Raw genomic sequence first — 12,638 nt, 5'->3', positions numbered from 1 at the left:
ACTTGCACGCTTCTGCAAGTTTGCAGAGACGTGCAACATTGTCGATCCCGCCACACCTGACCGCAGGTGTGACTCAGATCATCGACGAGCCCATGCCGTCGGCTCGCTGACCAGCTCTTTCACAAAGCCCGGCAGATCGTCCTCGACGATATCCGCGAGCGACACAGCCTCGAGCACCGCGCGCAGATTGACGCGCACCGCCAGCCACACCCGGGTGAGCGGCTCGGCCGGGCCTGCGTACTCCGCGTCCTCGGGCCGTTGACCACGCACCGACGCCAGCGGCCCCTCGACGGCCCTGATCACATCGGCAACGGAAATGTCCGACGCCTCCCGCGCCAACCAATAGCCGCCGTCGGGCCCCCGCCGGCTGCAGACCAGGTCCGCGCGACGCAGATCCGAGAGCACCGATTCGAGAAACTTGTGCGGAATACCTTGCGCAGCGGCCAGCGCCTCGGCTTTCGCGGGGCCCTGCCCGCCGACCGCCGCCAGTTCGATGAGCGTCCGCACCGCATAGTCCGCCCTCGCCGTGATGTGCACCGTCAATTCCTATCATTTCGGTAGGAAATTAGCGAGCAGTCGCCCGTCAGGAACCGTCCGGTACCACCACGACCACCTCGTTGCGCCGGAGTGGTGCAACGGTCCAGGGCGGATCGTAGAACCAGGTCATCGGCTCACCCAGCATCTCGATGCCGTGTGCGCGCAGCGCTGTGGTCAACGCCGCCATCTGCGGTTCGACGTCGTCCCGGCCACGCCCACCGCTGAAACGCAGCACGGCCACCGTCTCCGCCGGAACCGACGTCAACGTCACGCGGTCGTCGTCGGGCTTCGGCAGTGTGTCCATCGTCCACTTCGACGGCATGAAGAACCGAACGACCCAGCCGTCGCTGCCGGGCGTGCTCGACACGGGAGCCGTCGTCGCGATCTTCTGGGAGCCTGCGGACGACTGACTGACGGGAGCGGTCATCGCGACCTTCTGCTTGCCCCCGTTTCCACCGAAAATGTACCGGGCCAGGCGGCGGAAACCCTCTTGACGTGCCTCTTCCTCGTCTGCGTCGACCGTGGTCTGCGCTGCGATCCGTGGTTCGTAACGACGGATCTCCACTGCATCGGTCAGTCGCCGGCTCGTGTGCGGCGGCTCCTCGGTGCCGACCCGAATTCCGACGACACCCAACGCGGCCTCGCCCACCTGTCCGATCGTGGACGTGATTTTCTTCAACAAGTCCGACTCCGCTCTCTCGGCCTATAGGTGCGCCCTTCCACGGTACGAGCCGTGGGAAAGCCGGACAGGCAGCGTTACACTTAGCCCATTACTGTCACGCAGGAGGTTCGATGGACAACTGGATCGGTTCGGCGTGGAATGCCCTGCCCGAACCGCTGCGAGATCCCGTCGCGCTGGCCATCCCCGCGTTCGCGCTGCTACTGACGATCGAATGGATCGCGGCCGCGAAGCTCGAAGACGGTGAACGCGGAGGCTATTCCGGCAAGGACGCGCGGGCCAGCCTGAGCATGGGCTTGGTGTCGATCGCGACCACCACGGCGTGGAAGGCGCTGGCATTGGTCGGCTACACGGCCATCTATGTCTACGTCGCGCCGTGGCACCTCCCCGCAGACGCCTGGTACACCTGGGTGATTTTGATCCTGGGCGTCGACCTGCTGTTCTACGGATATCACCGCATCGCGCATCGAACGCGACTCATCTGGGCGACGCATCAGGCCCACCATTCGAGCGAGTACTTCAACTTCGCCGCGGCGCTGCGACAGAAGTGGAACAACAGCGGCGAGGTCATCATGTGGCTGCCACTCCCCCTGTTGGGCATGCCGCCGTGGATGGTGTTCGTCGGATTCTCGATCAACCTCGTCTATCAGTTCTGGGTGCACACCGAGCGCATCGACCGGTTGCCGCGCCCGTTCGAGTACGTCTTCAACACGCCCTCGCATCACCGCGTCCATCACGGCCGCGATCCGCAGTACCTCGACAAGAACTACGGCGGAATCCTCATCATCTGGGATCGGTTGTTCGGAAGCTACGCCGAGGAGGTGGAGCGGCCGAACTACGGATTGACCAAGCCTGTCGACACGTTCAACATCTGGGCCCTCCAGACACACGAATACCGCAACATCGCGCGGGATGTTGCGGCATCGCGGTCATGGAAGGAACGCGTCGGATACCTCGTCGGACCGCCGGGATGGACGCCGCAGGCCCCACGAGAACGAGCTACTGCCGACTCAGATTGATGAGGAAGTCGACGGTGCCCGAATCCTCGACGGTGACGAAGCCGAGCGACGGCGGTTCGACGCCGTAATCGGCCCACGTCGTCGGAATGGCACCCGATGCGATGAGTGTGTCACCCGATTGCAGTACCTGCATCTCCACCGAGATGGGGCGCGTCTGATCCTTGAGCGTCAATGTGCCTTCGGCCGTGACGGTTTCGGTGGTTCCGTCCTTGGGGAGGCCGGACAGATCGATCGGCGAGTCGATCGTGAACGTCGCCGTCGGATACGTCGCGGTGTCGAAGATGTTGCCGCGGAACTGGCTGTCTCGACGATCGCTGTCGGTGGTGATCGAATTGGTCTGCACCACAACCTCACCGGCGGTCAAGGAGTTGTCTGCGATGGTGACCGAGCCGCCGACCTCGGACGTCGACCCGACAACGGTCACGTCCGAGCCGTTGAGAACCTCGTCGACGGTGTAGCCCGCCGCGGTGGTGTTCGACGCGTCGCCTGGGGTGACGGTCCATGTTCCGTTCAGATCCTCGGTCGTGGCGGCCTGTGCGCCCGAGGTGTCGACGGTCGCCGCTGGCGCGGCGTCTTCTTGGAACGACGCGTAGATCTTGGGCCCGAAGTACAGACCGAGCGCCACGAGCACAACGACAACCACGCCTACGATCCACCATTTCTTGGTCATGACCGCCGATGATAGTTGCAGCTTCAAGCCCATGGGAGATGAGAGACCTGGCAACTCCCTGAGAGTTTTGTCCGTTTACCCCGTGAACACGTGTCGGCACCGACAGGCACAATGGAACGCATGGATCCGGTGGACGCACTTCGAGAGATCGGGTACTGGCTCGAGCGCTCACGCTCGGACACCCACCGCGTCAAGGCCTATCGGCGAGCCGCCGATGTCGTCGAATCTCTCGGTCCTGCACAACGATCCGAGCACGAGAAGGCCGACAGCTGGTCCTCGCTGGCCGGCATCGGAGCCAAGACCTCGCTGATCATCCGTCAGGCTCTGACACAGGACGTCCCGGATTACCTGGCCGAGCAACGAAACGCTGCCGAACCCATCGGCAACAACGCCCTCCGCGCTGCGCTCAGGGGTGATCTGCACACCCATTCCAACTGGTCCGACGGCGGTAGCCCCATCGAGGAGATGATGCGCACCGCGGCCAGGCTCGGCCACGAGTACTGCGCGCTGACCGATCACTCCCCGCGCCTGAAGGTCGCGAACGGTCTCACCGCCGAGCGTCTGCGCGCCCAACTCGACATCGTCGCCGAACTCAACGAACGGCTCGCACCGTTCCGCATCCTCACCGGGATAGAGGTCGACATCCTGGACGACGGGTCACTCGACCAGGACGAAGGCCTGCTCGCCGAGCTGGACGTCGTGGTGGCGAGCGTGCACTCCAACCTGCGTGCCGATTCGAAGGCGATGACCAAACGCATGGTCACCGCCATCGCGAACCCGCACGTCGACGTCCTCGGCCACTGCACCGGACGGCTCGTCGAGGGCGGTCGCGGCACCAGGCCCGAATCGACGTTCGACGCGCCCGTGGTGTTCGAGGGCTGCCGCCAATTCGGCACCGCAGTGGAGATCAACGCCCGACCCGAACGACAGGATCCACCCGAGCGCCTCATCGACATCGCCCTCGAACGCGAGTGCCTGTTCTCCATCGACACCGATGCGCACGCACCCGGCCAGCTCGACTGGCAGGGGTACGGCTGTATCCGCGCCGAGGCCCGCGGTGTGCCCGCGGAACGAGTGATCAACACCTGGCCGCTCGACGAACTGCTCGATTGGACGGATCGCCGCGCGTGAACCGTCGTCACTTTCTCTCCGGCCTGCTCGCTGTGGCGCTGGTCGGCTGCAGCTCCACCGACACCGACTCCTCACCGAGTACGGCGGAGACGTATTCGGCTGCGCTGCAACCGGTCTCGGGCCCTGTCGGCGATCCCGTCCGATTGAAGTACGGCTACGATCCGGACAACATCGGCGATCTCTACCTCCCCGATAACAACGCCACCTCACTCCCGGTGGTGGTGATGATTCACGGAGGCGGATGGCAGGAAGATCTCGACCTGTCGTACTTCGAGCAGATGTCGGCGGCCATCGCCGACGAAGGCATCGCCGTCTGGAACGTCGAATATCGGCGTGGGCCGAATAACTGGGCCAATACTCTCTCCGACGTCGACGACGCCACCGAGGCGCTGGCCACCGTCGTACAGGACGCAGCGGGCGGGAGGCTCGATCTCGATCGCGTCCACGTCGCCGGACACTCGGCCGGCGGGCAGTTGGCCGCATGGGTGGCCGCTCGACACCTGATGCCCGTCGACGCGCCGGGAGCGGAACCGAAGATCAAGCCACGTAGCGCCACAATCATGGCCGGCGTGTTCGACATGAAGCGGGCGGCCACACTCGGAAACGACAAGTTCGTACCGGTCTTCCTCGGCGGCATGCCGAACGAGGTACCGGGCCGCTACAAGATCGCGTCGCCCATCGAATATCTCCCTCTCGACGTTCCGCTGACTGCGCTGCACGGTGACGCCGATCAGACGGTGTCGGTCAATCAGAGCCGCGTCTACGTCGATGCAGCGACCAAGGCGGGCAGCACCGACACCGAACTCGTCGTCCTGCCCGGAGCCGGACACGGCGCTTTTCTCGACCCGAAGAACCGGGCCTGGTCGACGGCATTGAGCACCATCACCGGACGTGCGCAGACCCTGCTCTGACGTCGGTGGTTCCGCCGGGGTGGTACACAGTTGCGATGAACGGAAAAATCGCGACCGGATTGCTCGGGCTGATCGTGGCCGTCTCGATTGCCGGATGCAGCAACGACCCGTCGACCGAGGCCGCGTCGACCACCTCCGCCGCGGCCAGCACAACGACGTCTGCCGTGGCCTCCACGACAGTCCCCGCCAGCACCACGCTCGACGCCCCGGCACCCGCGGACACTCCTGAGTCCGAGGCACCTGCTGCCGAGCCCGCCGCCCCCACCGATCCAACCTCGGGCGTCACCGGCGAAGCGCTGTACCAGCAGACCTGCACCCAATTTCTGCCGTCCATCGATGCACTCGAACAAACCGGAATCTCCGATCGCGCGAAGTCGGTCGAGGGTCTGCGCAACGAAATGACCACCGCGCCGAGCTGGAACACCGTGCCGCCGAGCGATCAGGAACAAATTCTGCGTGGACTCGACGCCGCGGGTACGGGGCAATGCTGAGCGTCTGAGTCGGTGGCGGCCCCGGTGATCCTGCCGGCCCGGTGATCCCGCAAACGCGCGCGCGTTTGCCATACGCGCGCGGTCTAGGTAGCGAATCCGAACGCGTCTGACGAATACGCGCGCGTTTGCGCCCGACTTAGCCCCCGAGGACCGTCAACCCGCAACGGTCTACCAGCACCCGTGAACTCCTGAGTGCGCCCACTTCCGCCCGGTGATCCGCCCCGGTGATCCCGCGAACGCGCGCGCGTTTGCCATATGCGCGCGGTCTAGGCAGCGAATCCGAACGCGTCTGACGAATGCGCGCGCGTTTGCGCAGAATCCGGCACCAGCACACAAAAAAACTCCCCACCCAACGGATCGGGTGGGGAGTTCCTGGCGGTGGCGGAGGGATTTGAACCCTCGTTTACGCCGAGGTCAGGCAGCCCAGCCCGCCTTGAGCAGGGGATCTACATTGCTACCAGTCTCTGCGAATAACACGGTTTCACCACCATTTGTGGTCAAGATGTGGCCACCTACTGCTCAACCTGGATGGTTACCCAACCTCCCGGAGACACATAGAGATCGGGTACACCAGTCCGAGCCCCGATCTTCAGAAGTCCACCATCTGTGACCTCCCACCAACTCCTGTCGTCATAGTTGGTGACCGAGCCGTCTGTGTATGTAACTGTGAGCGCCATGAGGAGATGATTCCACGCGTCACTCAACGCCCGTGAGGTCAACGCGATGACCGGCCACCTGTCGCTTGATGCGCTGCACGAGGAATTTCATCCGAGTGAATTACGCGCGAACTACGTCCGACTCCCTCCGTACTGCCTATATTCGCAGGGTGACTGTTGCGGTGTGGGTGAAGGTATTTGATGGAATCGTCCTGTCGACTGACTCGGCAGGCACAGTGCCGCTCAACGGCGGCGGAGCCCAGGTCTACAACAACGCGGACAAAATCTTTCACCTGCACCGAAGGTTGCCAATCGGGGCGATGACGTGGGGACTCGGACAGATTGGCCCCGCCAGCATCTCAACCGTTTCGAAGACTCTGCGGCAGCGCTTCATGGGTAAGGATCAGACCCGCCCAGATTGGTCCCTCAAGGAGGACGAGTACACAGTCAAAGAAGTGGCTGACCTAACTGCAACGATGTTCTGTGACTCGATGAAGCAAACACAGCACACCGACTGGCCTGGGCAGCTCGGCTATCTAATTGCAGGGTTCTCGGCTGAGTGCGACCAACCGGAAGCCTGGCTTCTTGAGTTCGAGGGACCGGTTGACGAGGTTCCTGAGCCGAAATTGGTGGCGTCCACCGATCGATGGGGCTACGAAGCGTACGCTCAACCTGACGCAGTTGACCGTCTGTTCAGGGGTTACGACCAAACCCTTCTTGCGCAACTGCTGCAGGTCACCCCGGCGGCGCATCACGCGGACATGATCAACCTGCTCGACCAGCATCACCGTGTTCCGCTTCACCCAGCAATGCCGTTTCCAGATGCCATAGGTTTGGCTAAATTCATGGTGGAAACCACCTCCGGCTATACACACTTCAACCTTGGACCCGATACAGTAGGTGGACCAGTCGAAGTGGCCGGCATCAGCCTTCACGAGGGTTTCAGGTGGATAAACCGGAAGCACTACTTCTCGACCGAACTCAACAAGGGAGAGCTGCAATGAACACCCACTACATAACGTTCAATGGCGAGTCCACTGATCGCTCGAAGGACAGTGGGTCGTCGCGTAGCATGTTCCGATCGGGCGGTCAGACATTCCAGATGCCACCGCGCCCCTCCGTGGGCACCCCTCGCCCGAGTGGCAAGACTTCCGAGAAGCGTCCGGATAAGAAGTAGCTCTACGACTCTCACGTAACAAGAAGGCCGCCCATCTAGTTCGAGGATGGGCGGCCTTCTCCATGTGGATGATGTACATGCGCAGGGCAACTCTCCACCCCCGCTGCCGTTGGCCCTGTGTGAGGAAAACTGCCACTGCCGCAGGGTTAGAGCTTTTCGATCAACCCGGCGCGTTCGAGGAGACCGGAGGAACGCGCAAGCCTCGGCCAGCAGCGCACAGGGGGTGGGCTATCGGACCTTCCCCCAGGGGGGTCATCATCGCCTCGGGGGCGGCGGATTTCCCTCCGTACGGGTCTGGGGTATTCAACGGAAGATCGCGATGACGTCCAGGCGCAGGGCCGGACCTTTCACATAGTTGTCTTCCTGGCCGGGGGTCGGTACTTCTGACCGCTGTTGTCGGCGGCTTTTTCGATTCGCCATCGCACCTGGGATCGTCATGACGGGGAGCCACTTTCCTGGCTGCAATCTGCCAGCGACCTTGCCCACGATCCTTGCGGGCCCATCGATGTCTTGCCTGAGGTAGTCAGGCTGCAGCTTCCCTGTGAGCTTCCAATCTGAATCGTCGAATTCGCCAACTACGGTCATGTCACCGCTCAGACTCTCGATCATTCCCTTCAGGGCATTTCGCTGGTCCGCGCCCGGGAGATCGGCTGGCAGTTCGGCAATACCAAGGGTGTCGATGAACGGGAGCATGGACTCCAAGGCATTAAGTCCGTCTACGAGGCCGCCCTTCTTCATCATCCCGCGGACGAGGTCAGGAAAGAAGAGATCGCTCTCAACCTCAACAATGGCACCGACACCCACTGTGTCCATAGATGTCTCTACGTCCAATATTTCTTCCCACATGGCGTCTTCTGGGTTCTGGCGGCCGAATTTGTAGAGGCGGTCGAACTGAGCTTCTGGCGTGTCTGCCAGGCTCTCCGTTTCACCGAAGTCCGACCCGCGGCTTCCGCTTACTTTGACGGGTCCGACGCCTATGCCGCCCGAACCTGACCGCTGCTTACCTTGAGTCCGCTCCAAGCTCTGTCGACTGCCTCCCTCAAGTGCGCTTACGTAACGCCCTACCGCTGCCTCGTTCAGGTACAGGAAGTCCCTTAGCACCGCTATCCTTCCTGCCGCTTGCGGAATGTTAAAAAGTCGTGCACAAGTGGTGGGCTCACTCTGAAGTCGTGGTCATCCCAGTCACTTCCGTCTTGTTCTTCGAGCCGGTACACCTCAACGAAGCTGAGTTGTCTGAGGTAGTGGTAGTACTTTGCCGGCAGATGCCGATCGTGTTCAACGAGGAGTTCGCTCCGGATGTCGGGCGGAATTGATTCCCACCATGAGTCCAGCTGTGCCTTGAGGTTTGCAAGCAAACCAGGAAGCTCTCCCGCGAGAGTGTGTTCACTTGGTGACTGTCCCTCTACGAAGCCAGATTCGTGGCTGGGAAGTTTATGAAAAGCTACGTCAATCCGGGTGCGGTCATCAAGAGCTGCATACGGGTCTTGCAACAACATCAGCCTCGAACCAAGACTCAGCTTCGCGAACTCCCGCAGCAACAATTCGTCCTGCTCACGCATTACAGACCTCGATTCGAGGTGAACAGAACGAGGACGATAGCGCGGATGTGGGTCCGTGACGCGAAGGCTTGGGGACTGCCATTTGATACTCCAGGGTTTGGTTCTGGTCGGTGAGCTAGAGATAACCAGAGAACTCCGACAAGGGTCAATCAATTCATCTAATTGAAAGGACCTCGCCGAGTACTAGCGTCGATCGAACCTCCGCATTCGACGTGACGACGCCTCGCCGGAAACCCACGCATCCAGATCGTCTACGTGAATCAGCCACGCCCCCTTCGGTGCCGTCCGCTGACGACCACACAAACCCGTACCAGCCTTCAGTTCGTCCTGGTGGAGGGCGTCGTAGATGGTTTCGCGGTGGCAGCGAGCACGATCAGCAGCTTCCTGCGCGGTAAGCCATGGAGACGTTGAAACACCCATGGTTTGGACGGTACGCCGGAGAACCCACAAGAACCGTCCAATTCGCGGGACTGGGAGTTTCCCTCATCCGGGGCGGGCGTCGGTGTGGCCAGAGGGTCTCTGGCCCACCCCCGCGAGGCGCTAGCGAGAATCGTTTGAACCTGACAGACCTGCGAGCGCCCTCACTCAGGGCGAAGTGCGGCGGGGGTGGGTGAGGCTGCCCCGCCGGCCTAGCTTTCTGCGGTGATCTTGCCGCCGAGGGCTGCTTTCATGTCGACACATACGGCCTTGGACCCGCAGTTGACGACCCAGTTTGCGCCGGTGAGGTACCCGTACTCGATGCCTGCTGGTCCGAGTAGGGCCGTTCCCGCGGTGATCGAGGAGTCGCGATCAGTGGTGGACGTGTAGATCGACATGACGGTTTCAGTACTGGCGATGTTGCATCGACCTGCTTGTGCTGCGTACGTCGAGTTGGCGTCGATCTCGAATGGCGTTTCGCAAGGGAACCCGCCTGCGGTGAGATCGTCTGCGATTGCTTGAGCAGTGTCGTAGGTTTGGGTCCCTGATCGAGGCTCGAATGTTGGTGCTTGCGTCGTCTCGTTCGATTCACCGCAACCTGCGAACGCCATGAGGACGGTCGCTACAGCAATAGTGCACGCTGATCGTTTGGCACTGTGTGCGCTGATCATGGGTTGAGTGACCTCTGAATCTCAACGCTCGTGTTGGTGTCGAAGGTGAACTCGACGGGTGTTCTGTTGATCTCGACGGTGATGGTGGTGTGCCCGCCTGATCGGGACCGGAATCGGTGAACGATCTCAGTGATTGGTGCAACGAGGTGATGCTGGTCGTAGGTCGTCTCCACGAGGTACCACTCGATGTGCTTCTCGGCCAGGTCCCCGGCACGGACTACTTGGTTGGGCATTGAACTATGGGCTCCTCTGGGTCGGGTGTTCGACCAGTGAACCAGCGCGCGCCGACACTTGCTCAGATGTTCATTCGTGTGAATGACGGCTCTGTCGACCTAAGGGCAGTGTCTTACGACGAGGGGTAGTTTCGGCGATATGCCTTGGACACATCAGGAGTTGCAGAACAATCTCCGCAGGTTCGCCAACCTGACGGGTACCGACGCTGTTGATGTGTCCATCACCGGATCGGGCCCTCTTGTGTCTGGCGGCCAGAAGAACTGGACCAGGAGGTTCGCGTTGGTGCCGCACGGACAGGCTGTCGAGTTCGGGATGGTGCGTGGGTGGTCGTCGCAGCCAGGCATTGTCACGATTTCGTGGACGCCGGCTGGATCTGACCAGCAGGGGTCCGAGACGCTGCAATTTCCCGGCTAGCTCCCGCAGGTCTACATGATGAAGGTACCCGGGTCTCCAACCTCGTACGTTGCGGTCCACTTCTGCTGCCCAGGCGAATGGTAGAAGCCGGTGCGGGCATCGACACGGATGGCATGCTCACCAGTCTCGGCACACTTCTCCTGCACCCGAGACACGATGAAGTCATGTCGAAGGTTGTCGTCCATGTTGGTTGGAACGATGACATCGAGGCTGCGTTGGTCCATCGCTGAAGGTTAGGCCCCACTTCTCGGTGGCTAGGGGCAATTGACCATTAGTCCAGTGCGAAGATTCCGTCAATTGAACCGCACGGCCAAGGTTTGCCGCATTCGACGCACGCCGATCCGCGAGTCTGGTCGGCTGTCACGTGGCTGGCGAGAATCTTCCGGTGAACCACGTTGAAGGCACGGTGGTCGAAGGACTTCTTCTCGTCCTGATCGATGCGGAGTTGGGCCATCATTCGGACGTGGCCGTAGTCGCCGTCGTCATGGATGACAGCTACTCACCGGCGAGTGTGGCCAAGATGTGGTCACGTGGGCACGCTGTGGGTGAAGATCCGGCACAAAAAAGCTCCCCACCTGCGTGAACAGGTGGGGAGCTTTGGCGGTGGCGGAGGGATTTGAACCCTCGGAGGGGGTGAACCCTCACACGCTTTCGAGGCGTGCTCCTTAGGCCGCTCGGACACGCCACCGCAGAAGACTGTACCGGAATGACGGCCTGAGGCTAAATCGCCTGCTCAGCACATAAAACTAGTTGCCGGTGAGCTTGTCCTTAATGTTCGAGGCTGCGTCCTTGACCTTCTCGGCACCGTCTTTGAATGCTGCCGAGGTCTGGTCGCCCTTGCCCTCTGCTTCGAGGTCCTTGTCTCCGGTGGCCGAACCTGCGGCTTCTTTCGCCTTGCCGCCGAGGTCTTCGGTCTTGTTCGAGATCTTGTCGCCGAGTCCCATGAGTGTCTCCTTCGCAAGTTCGGAGCGCAGCGTTGCGCTCTGCCCTCCACCCTCCACAAAATTGGACATCGGGGCCACCGTGTGACGAGATCGTTATCTCTGGCGAGCGAAGAACCTGGTCAGCACTTCGGCGCATTCGGCTTCGAGTACTCCGCCGCGAACCTGCGGCCTATGAGTTAGTCGACGATCCCGCACGACGTCCCACAGCGAGCCGACCGCTCCGGTTTTGGGTTCCCACGCGCCGAACACCACAGCGCCGACGCGGGCCAACACCAGCGCCCCCGCGCACATCGTGCAGGGTTCCAGCGTGACGGCCAGGGTGCAGCCCTCGAGTCGCCAACCGTCACCGTGCACCGCCGCTGCTCGCCGCAATGCGATCACTTCCGCGTGTCCGGTGGGGTCGCCCGACGCCTCGCGCGCATTGCAGGCCCGGGCGATCTCACGTCCCGAGGCGTCGAACACCACGGCTCCGACGGGTACATCGGCATCCGATGCCTCGGCCGCGGCCGAGAGCGCTGCGCGGATCATGTCCGCGTCGGACACCACCATCGGTCAGCGTCGCAGCTTGTTCACCGCTGCGGCGAACTCGTCCTCGAAGCCCAGACGTTCAGCGATGGACTGTAGTTGCTCGTCCGGGTAGTCGTCGGTCTCGGCGACGATGATGCCCAGCACGGCCTCGGGTAGTCCGAGATCGGCGAGCAGGGCGAGGTCGCCTTCCTCGTACGGTTCGATGTCGTCGAGCTCGTCGGGGTCGACGTCAGGAATCTCGATATTCAACGCATCGAGAACGTCCGCGGCAATTTCGTAGTCCACTGCGGCCACCGCGTCGGACAGCAGCAGGCGCGTGCCGTTCGGTGCCGGACGCAGGATCACGAAGAATTCCTCGTCCACGTCGAGCAGCCCGAACACGGCACCCGAGCTGCGCAGTTCACGCAATTCGGTCTCTGCCGCCGACAGGCTGGTCAGTGCATCGTCGGACAGCGGCGTCACGGTCCACTTGCCGTCCTCTCGGACAACTGCAACGCCGAATCCCTCGAGGTCGTCGTACTCCGATGCGGATGCGCGATTGTCTTTCGCGCGCTGTGCGGCCATGGCCGCAACGGTAGTCCGGTATGGGTTGGTATTCGA

The 12,638-nt window shown here is 62.0% G+C and carries 18 protein-coding genes and 2 tRNA genes; 6 read left to right on the top strand and 14 right to left on the bottom strand.

What is annotated here, in order from left to right; translation table 11 throughout:
• Positions 1–78: 78 nt before the first annotated feature.
• Both ACQR3T_RS13045 and ACQR3T_RS13040 read right to left on the bottom strand, forming a co-directional pair.
• Positions 79–537, bottom strand: a complete 459-nt coding sequence (locus ACQR3T_RS13045; protein ID WP_032379935.1) for an RrF2 family transcriptional regulator — start codon at positions 535–537, stop codon at positions 79–81.
• Between the two features lie 46 nt (positions 538–583).
• Complete coding sequence (locus ACQR3T_RS13040; protein WP_428693691.1) at positions 584–1,219, bottom strand: SOUL family heme-binding protein; 636 nt, start codon at positions 1,217–1,219, stop codon at positions 584–586.
• A gap of 110 nt (positions 1,220–1,329) precedes the next feature.
• On the opposite strand from ACQR3T_RS13040, the gene ACQR3T_RS13035 reads away from it, so the two are divergent.
• Positions 1,330–2,235 (top strand): sterol desaturase family protein, encoded by a 906-nt coding sequence (locus ACQR3T_RS13035; RefSeq protein ID WP_428693690.1) that lies wholly within the window; start codon positions 1,330–1,332, stop codon positions 2,233–2,235.
• On the opposite strand, the gene ACQR3T_RS13030 is transcribed toward ACQR3T_RS13035, so the two are convergent.
• A complete protein-coding gene (locus ACQR3T_RS13030; protein ID WP_428693689.1) occupies positions 2,216–2,905 on the bottom strand; it encodes a YceI family protein in 690 nt (229 codons plus the stop codon). The genes ACQR3T_RS13035 and ACQR3T_RS13030 overlap by 20 nt on opposite strands.
• Positions 2,906–3,025: 120 nt before the next feature.
• Between ACQR3T_RS13030 and ACQR3T_RS13025 the strand changes: the two genes are divergently transcribed.
• From ACQR3T_RS13025 to ACQR3T_RS13015, 3 genes are read left to right on the top strand one after another with little or no spacing between them, the layout of a single operon-like run.
• Positions 3,026–4,036, top strand: a complete 1,011-nt coding sequence (locus ACQR3T_RS13025; protein ID WP_428693688.1) for a PHP domain-containing protein — start codon at positions 3,026–3,028, stop codon at positions 4,034–4,036.
• Positions 4,033–4,947, top strand: a complete 915-nt coding sequence (locus ACQR3T_RS13020; protein WP_032379931.1) for an alpha/beta hydrolase family protein — start codon at positions 4,033–4,035, stop codon at positions 4,945–4,947. The genes ACQR3T_RS13025 and ACQR3T_RS13020 overlap by 4 nt, the downstream gene beginning before the upstream one ends.
• Positions 4,948–4,982: 35 nt before the next feature.
• Positions 4,983–5,438: a hypothetical protein gene (locus tag ACQR3T_RS13015; RefSeq protein ID WP_155293402.1), complete on the top strand. Its 456-nt coding sequence runs from the start codon at positions 4,983–4,985 to the stop codon at positions 5,436–5,438.
• Between the two features lie 373 nt (positions 5,439–5,811).
• Here ACQR3T_RS13015 and ACQR3T_RS13010 read toward each other — a convergent pair.
• Positions 5,812–5,927: transfer RNA gene (locus tag ACQR3T_RS13010), tRNA-OTHER, on the bottom strand.
• A 337-nt stretch (positions 5,928–6,264) separates the two neighbouring features.
• On the opposite strand from ACQR3T_RS13010, the gene ACQR3T_RS13005 reads away from it, so the two are divergent.
• Entirely contained in the window at positions 6,265–7,098 is an 834-nt protein-coding gene (locus ACQR3T_RS13005) for a hypothetical protein (RefSeq protein ID WP_428693687.1), read from the top strand.
• A gap of 476 nt (positions 7,099–7,574) precedes the next feature.
• Here ACQR3T_RS13005 and ACQR3T_RS13000 read toward each other — a convergent pair whose 3' ends face one another.
• The 6 genes from ACQR3T_RS13000 to ACQR3T_RS12975 all read right to left on the bottom strand — a co-directional run bounded on the left by ACQR3T_RS13000 (position 7,575) and on the right by ACQR3T_RS12975 (position 10,790).
• Positions 7,575–8,372: a DUF6414 family protein gene (locus ACQR3T_RS13000; RefSeq protein ID WP_428693686.1), complete on the bottom strand. Its 798-nt coding sequence runs from the start codon at positions 8,370–8,372 to the stop codon at positions 7,575–7,577.
• 2 nt (positions 8,373–8,374) lie between these two features.
• Positions 8,375–8,830: a hypothetical protein gene (locus tag ACQR3T_RS12995; RefSeq protein ID WP_428693685.1), complete on the bottom strand. Its 456-nt coding sequence runs from the start codon at positions 8,828–8,830 to the stop codon at positions 8,375–8,377.
• Positions 8,831–9,013: 183 nt separating this feature from the next.
• Entirely contained in the window at positions 9,014–9,250 is a 237-nt protein-coding gene (locus ACQR3T_RS12990) for a helix-turn-helix domain-containing protein (RefSeq protein WP_428693684.1), read from the bottom strand.
• A 209-nt stretch (positions 9,251–9,459) separates the two neighbouring features.
• On the bottom strand, positions 9,460–9,645 hold the full coding sequence (locus tag ACQR3T_RS12985; RefSeq protein ID WP_428693683.1) for a hypothetical protein: 186 nt from the start codon (positions 9,643–9,645) through the stop codon (positions 9,460–9,462).
• 269 nt (positions 9,646–9,914) lie between these two features.
• The gene (locus tag ACQR3T_RS12980; protein WP_428693682.1) at positions 9,915–10,151 is read right to left on the bottom strand and encodes a hypothetical protein; all 237 of its coding nucleotides are present in this window, start codon (positions 10,149–10,151) and stop codon (positions 9,915–9,917) included.
• Between the two features lie 426 nt (positions 10,152–10,577).
• Positions 10,578–10,790 carry a hypothetical protein gene (locus tag ACQR3T_RS12975; protein ID WP_428693681.1) on the bottom strand — a complete coding sequence of 71 codons (213 nt, stop codon included), beginning with the start codon at positions 10,788–10,790 and terminating at the stop codon, positions 10,578–10,580.
• A gap of 161 nt (positions 10,791–10,951) precedes the next feature.
• Between ACQR3T_RS12975 and ACQR3T_RS12970 the strand changes: the two genes are divergently transcribed.
• The gene (locus tag ACQR3T_RS12970; protein ID WP_428693680.1) at positions 10,952–11,149 is read left to right on the top strand and encodes a hypothetical protein; all 198 of its coding nucleotides are present in this window, start codon (positions 10,952–10,954) and stop codon (positions 11,147–11,149) included.
• Between the two features lie 15 nt (positions 11,150–11,164).
• Here the strand turns inward: ACQR3T_RS12970 and ACQR3T_RS12965 are convergent.
• The 4 genes from ACQR3T_RS12965 to ACQR3T_RS12950 all read right to left on the bottom strand — a co-directional run bounded on the left by ACQR3T_RS12965 (position 11,165) and on the right by ACQR3T_RS12950 (position 12,602).
• A tRNA-Ser gene (locus ACQR3T_RS12965) sits at positions 11,165–11,254 on the bottom strand.
• Between the two features lie 58 nt (positions 11,255–11,312).
• A complete protein-coding gene (locus ACQR3T_RS12960; protein ID WP_032380656.1) occupies positions 11,313–11,510 on the bottom strand; it encodes a CsbD family protein in 198 nt (65 codons plus the stop codon).
• A gap of 93 nt (positions 11,511–11,603) precedes the next feature.
• Complete coding sequence (locus ACQR3T_RS12955; RefSeq protein WP_032379928.1) at positions 11,604–12,059, bottom strand: nucleoside deaminase; 456 nt, start codon at positions 12,057–12,059, stop codon at positions 11,604–11,606.
• A gap of 3 nt (positions 12,060–12,062) precedes the next feature.
• The gene (locus ACQR3T_RS12950; RefSeq protein ID WP_008712456.1) at positions 12,063–12,602 is read right to left on the bottom strand and encodes a tRNA adenosine deaminase-associated protein; all 540 of its coding nucleotides are present in this window, start codon (positions 12,600–12,602) and stop codon (positions 12,063–12,065) included.
• Positions 12,603–12,638: the final 36 nt, after the last annotated feature.

Origin of the sequence: Rhodococcus sp. IEGM1428, assembly GCF_050321865.1 — a bacterium.
GTDB lineage: Bacteria > Actinomycetota > Actinomycetes > Mycobacteriales > Mycobacteriaceae > Rhodococcoides.
This window is presented reverse-complemented; position numbering and strand designations above follow the sequence as displayed.

Excerpts from the sequence above, each read along its gene's own strand:
- ACQR3T_RS12950 (WP_008712456.1), bottom strand. The coding sequence starts at position 12,602 with ATGGCCGCACAGCGCGCGAAAGACAATCGCGCATCCGCATCGGAGTAC.
- ACQR3T_RS12955 (WP_032379928.1), bottom strand. The coding sequence starts at position 12,059 with ATGGTGGTGTCCGACGCGGACATGATCCGCGCAGCGCTCTCGGCCGCG.
- ACQR3T_RS12975 (WP_428693681.1), bottom strand. The coding sequence starts at position 10,790 with ATGGACCAACGCAGCCTCGATGTCATCGTTCCAACCAACATGGACGAC.
- ACQR3T_RS13015 (WP_155293402.1), top strand. The coding sequence starts at position 4,983 with ATGAACGGAAAAATCGCGACCGGATTGCTCGGGCTGATCGTGGCCGTC.
- ACQR3T_RS13035 (WP_428693690.1), top strand. The coding sequence starts at position 1,330 with ATGGACAACTGGATCGGTTCGGCGTGGAATGCCCTGCCCGAACCGCTG.
- ACQR3T_RS13025 (WP_428693688.1), top strand. The coding sequence starts at position 3,026 with ATGGATCCGGTGGACGCACTTCGAGAGATCGGGTACTGGCTCGAGCGC.
- ACQR3T_RS12960 (WP_032380656.1), bottom strand. The coding sequence starts at position 11,510 with ATGGGACTCGGCGACAAGATCTCGAACAAGACCGAAGACCTCGGCGGC.
- ACQR3T_RS13030 (WP_428693689.1), bottom strand. The coding sequence starts at position 2,905 with ATGACCAAGAAATGGTGGATCGTAGGCGTGGTTGTCGTTGTGCTCGTG.
- ACQR3T_RS12995 (WP_428693685.1), bottom strand. The coding sequence starts at position 8,830 with ATGCGTGAGCAGGACGAATTGTTGCTGCGGGAGTTCGCGAAGCTGAGT.
- ACQR3T_RS12980 (WP_428693682.1), bottom strand. The coding sequence starts at position 10,151 with ATGCCCAACCAAGTAGTCCGTGCCGGGGACCTGGCCGAGAAGCACATC.
- ACQR3T_RS12990 (WP_428693684.1), bottom strand. The coding sequence starts at position 9,250 with ATGGGTGTTTCAACGTCTCCATGGCTTACCGCGCAGGAAGCTGCTGAT.
- ACQR3T_RS12985 (WP_428693683.1), bottom strand. The coding sequence starts at position 9,645 with ATGTCGATCTACACGTCCACCACTGATCGCGACTCCTCGATCACCGCG.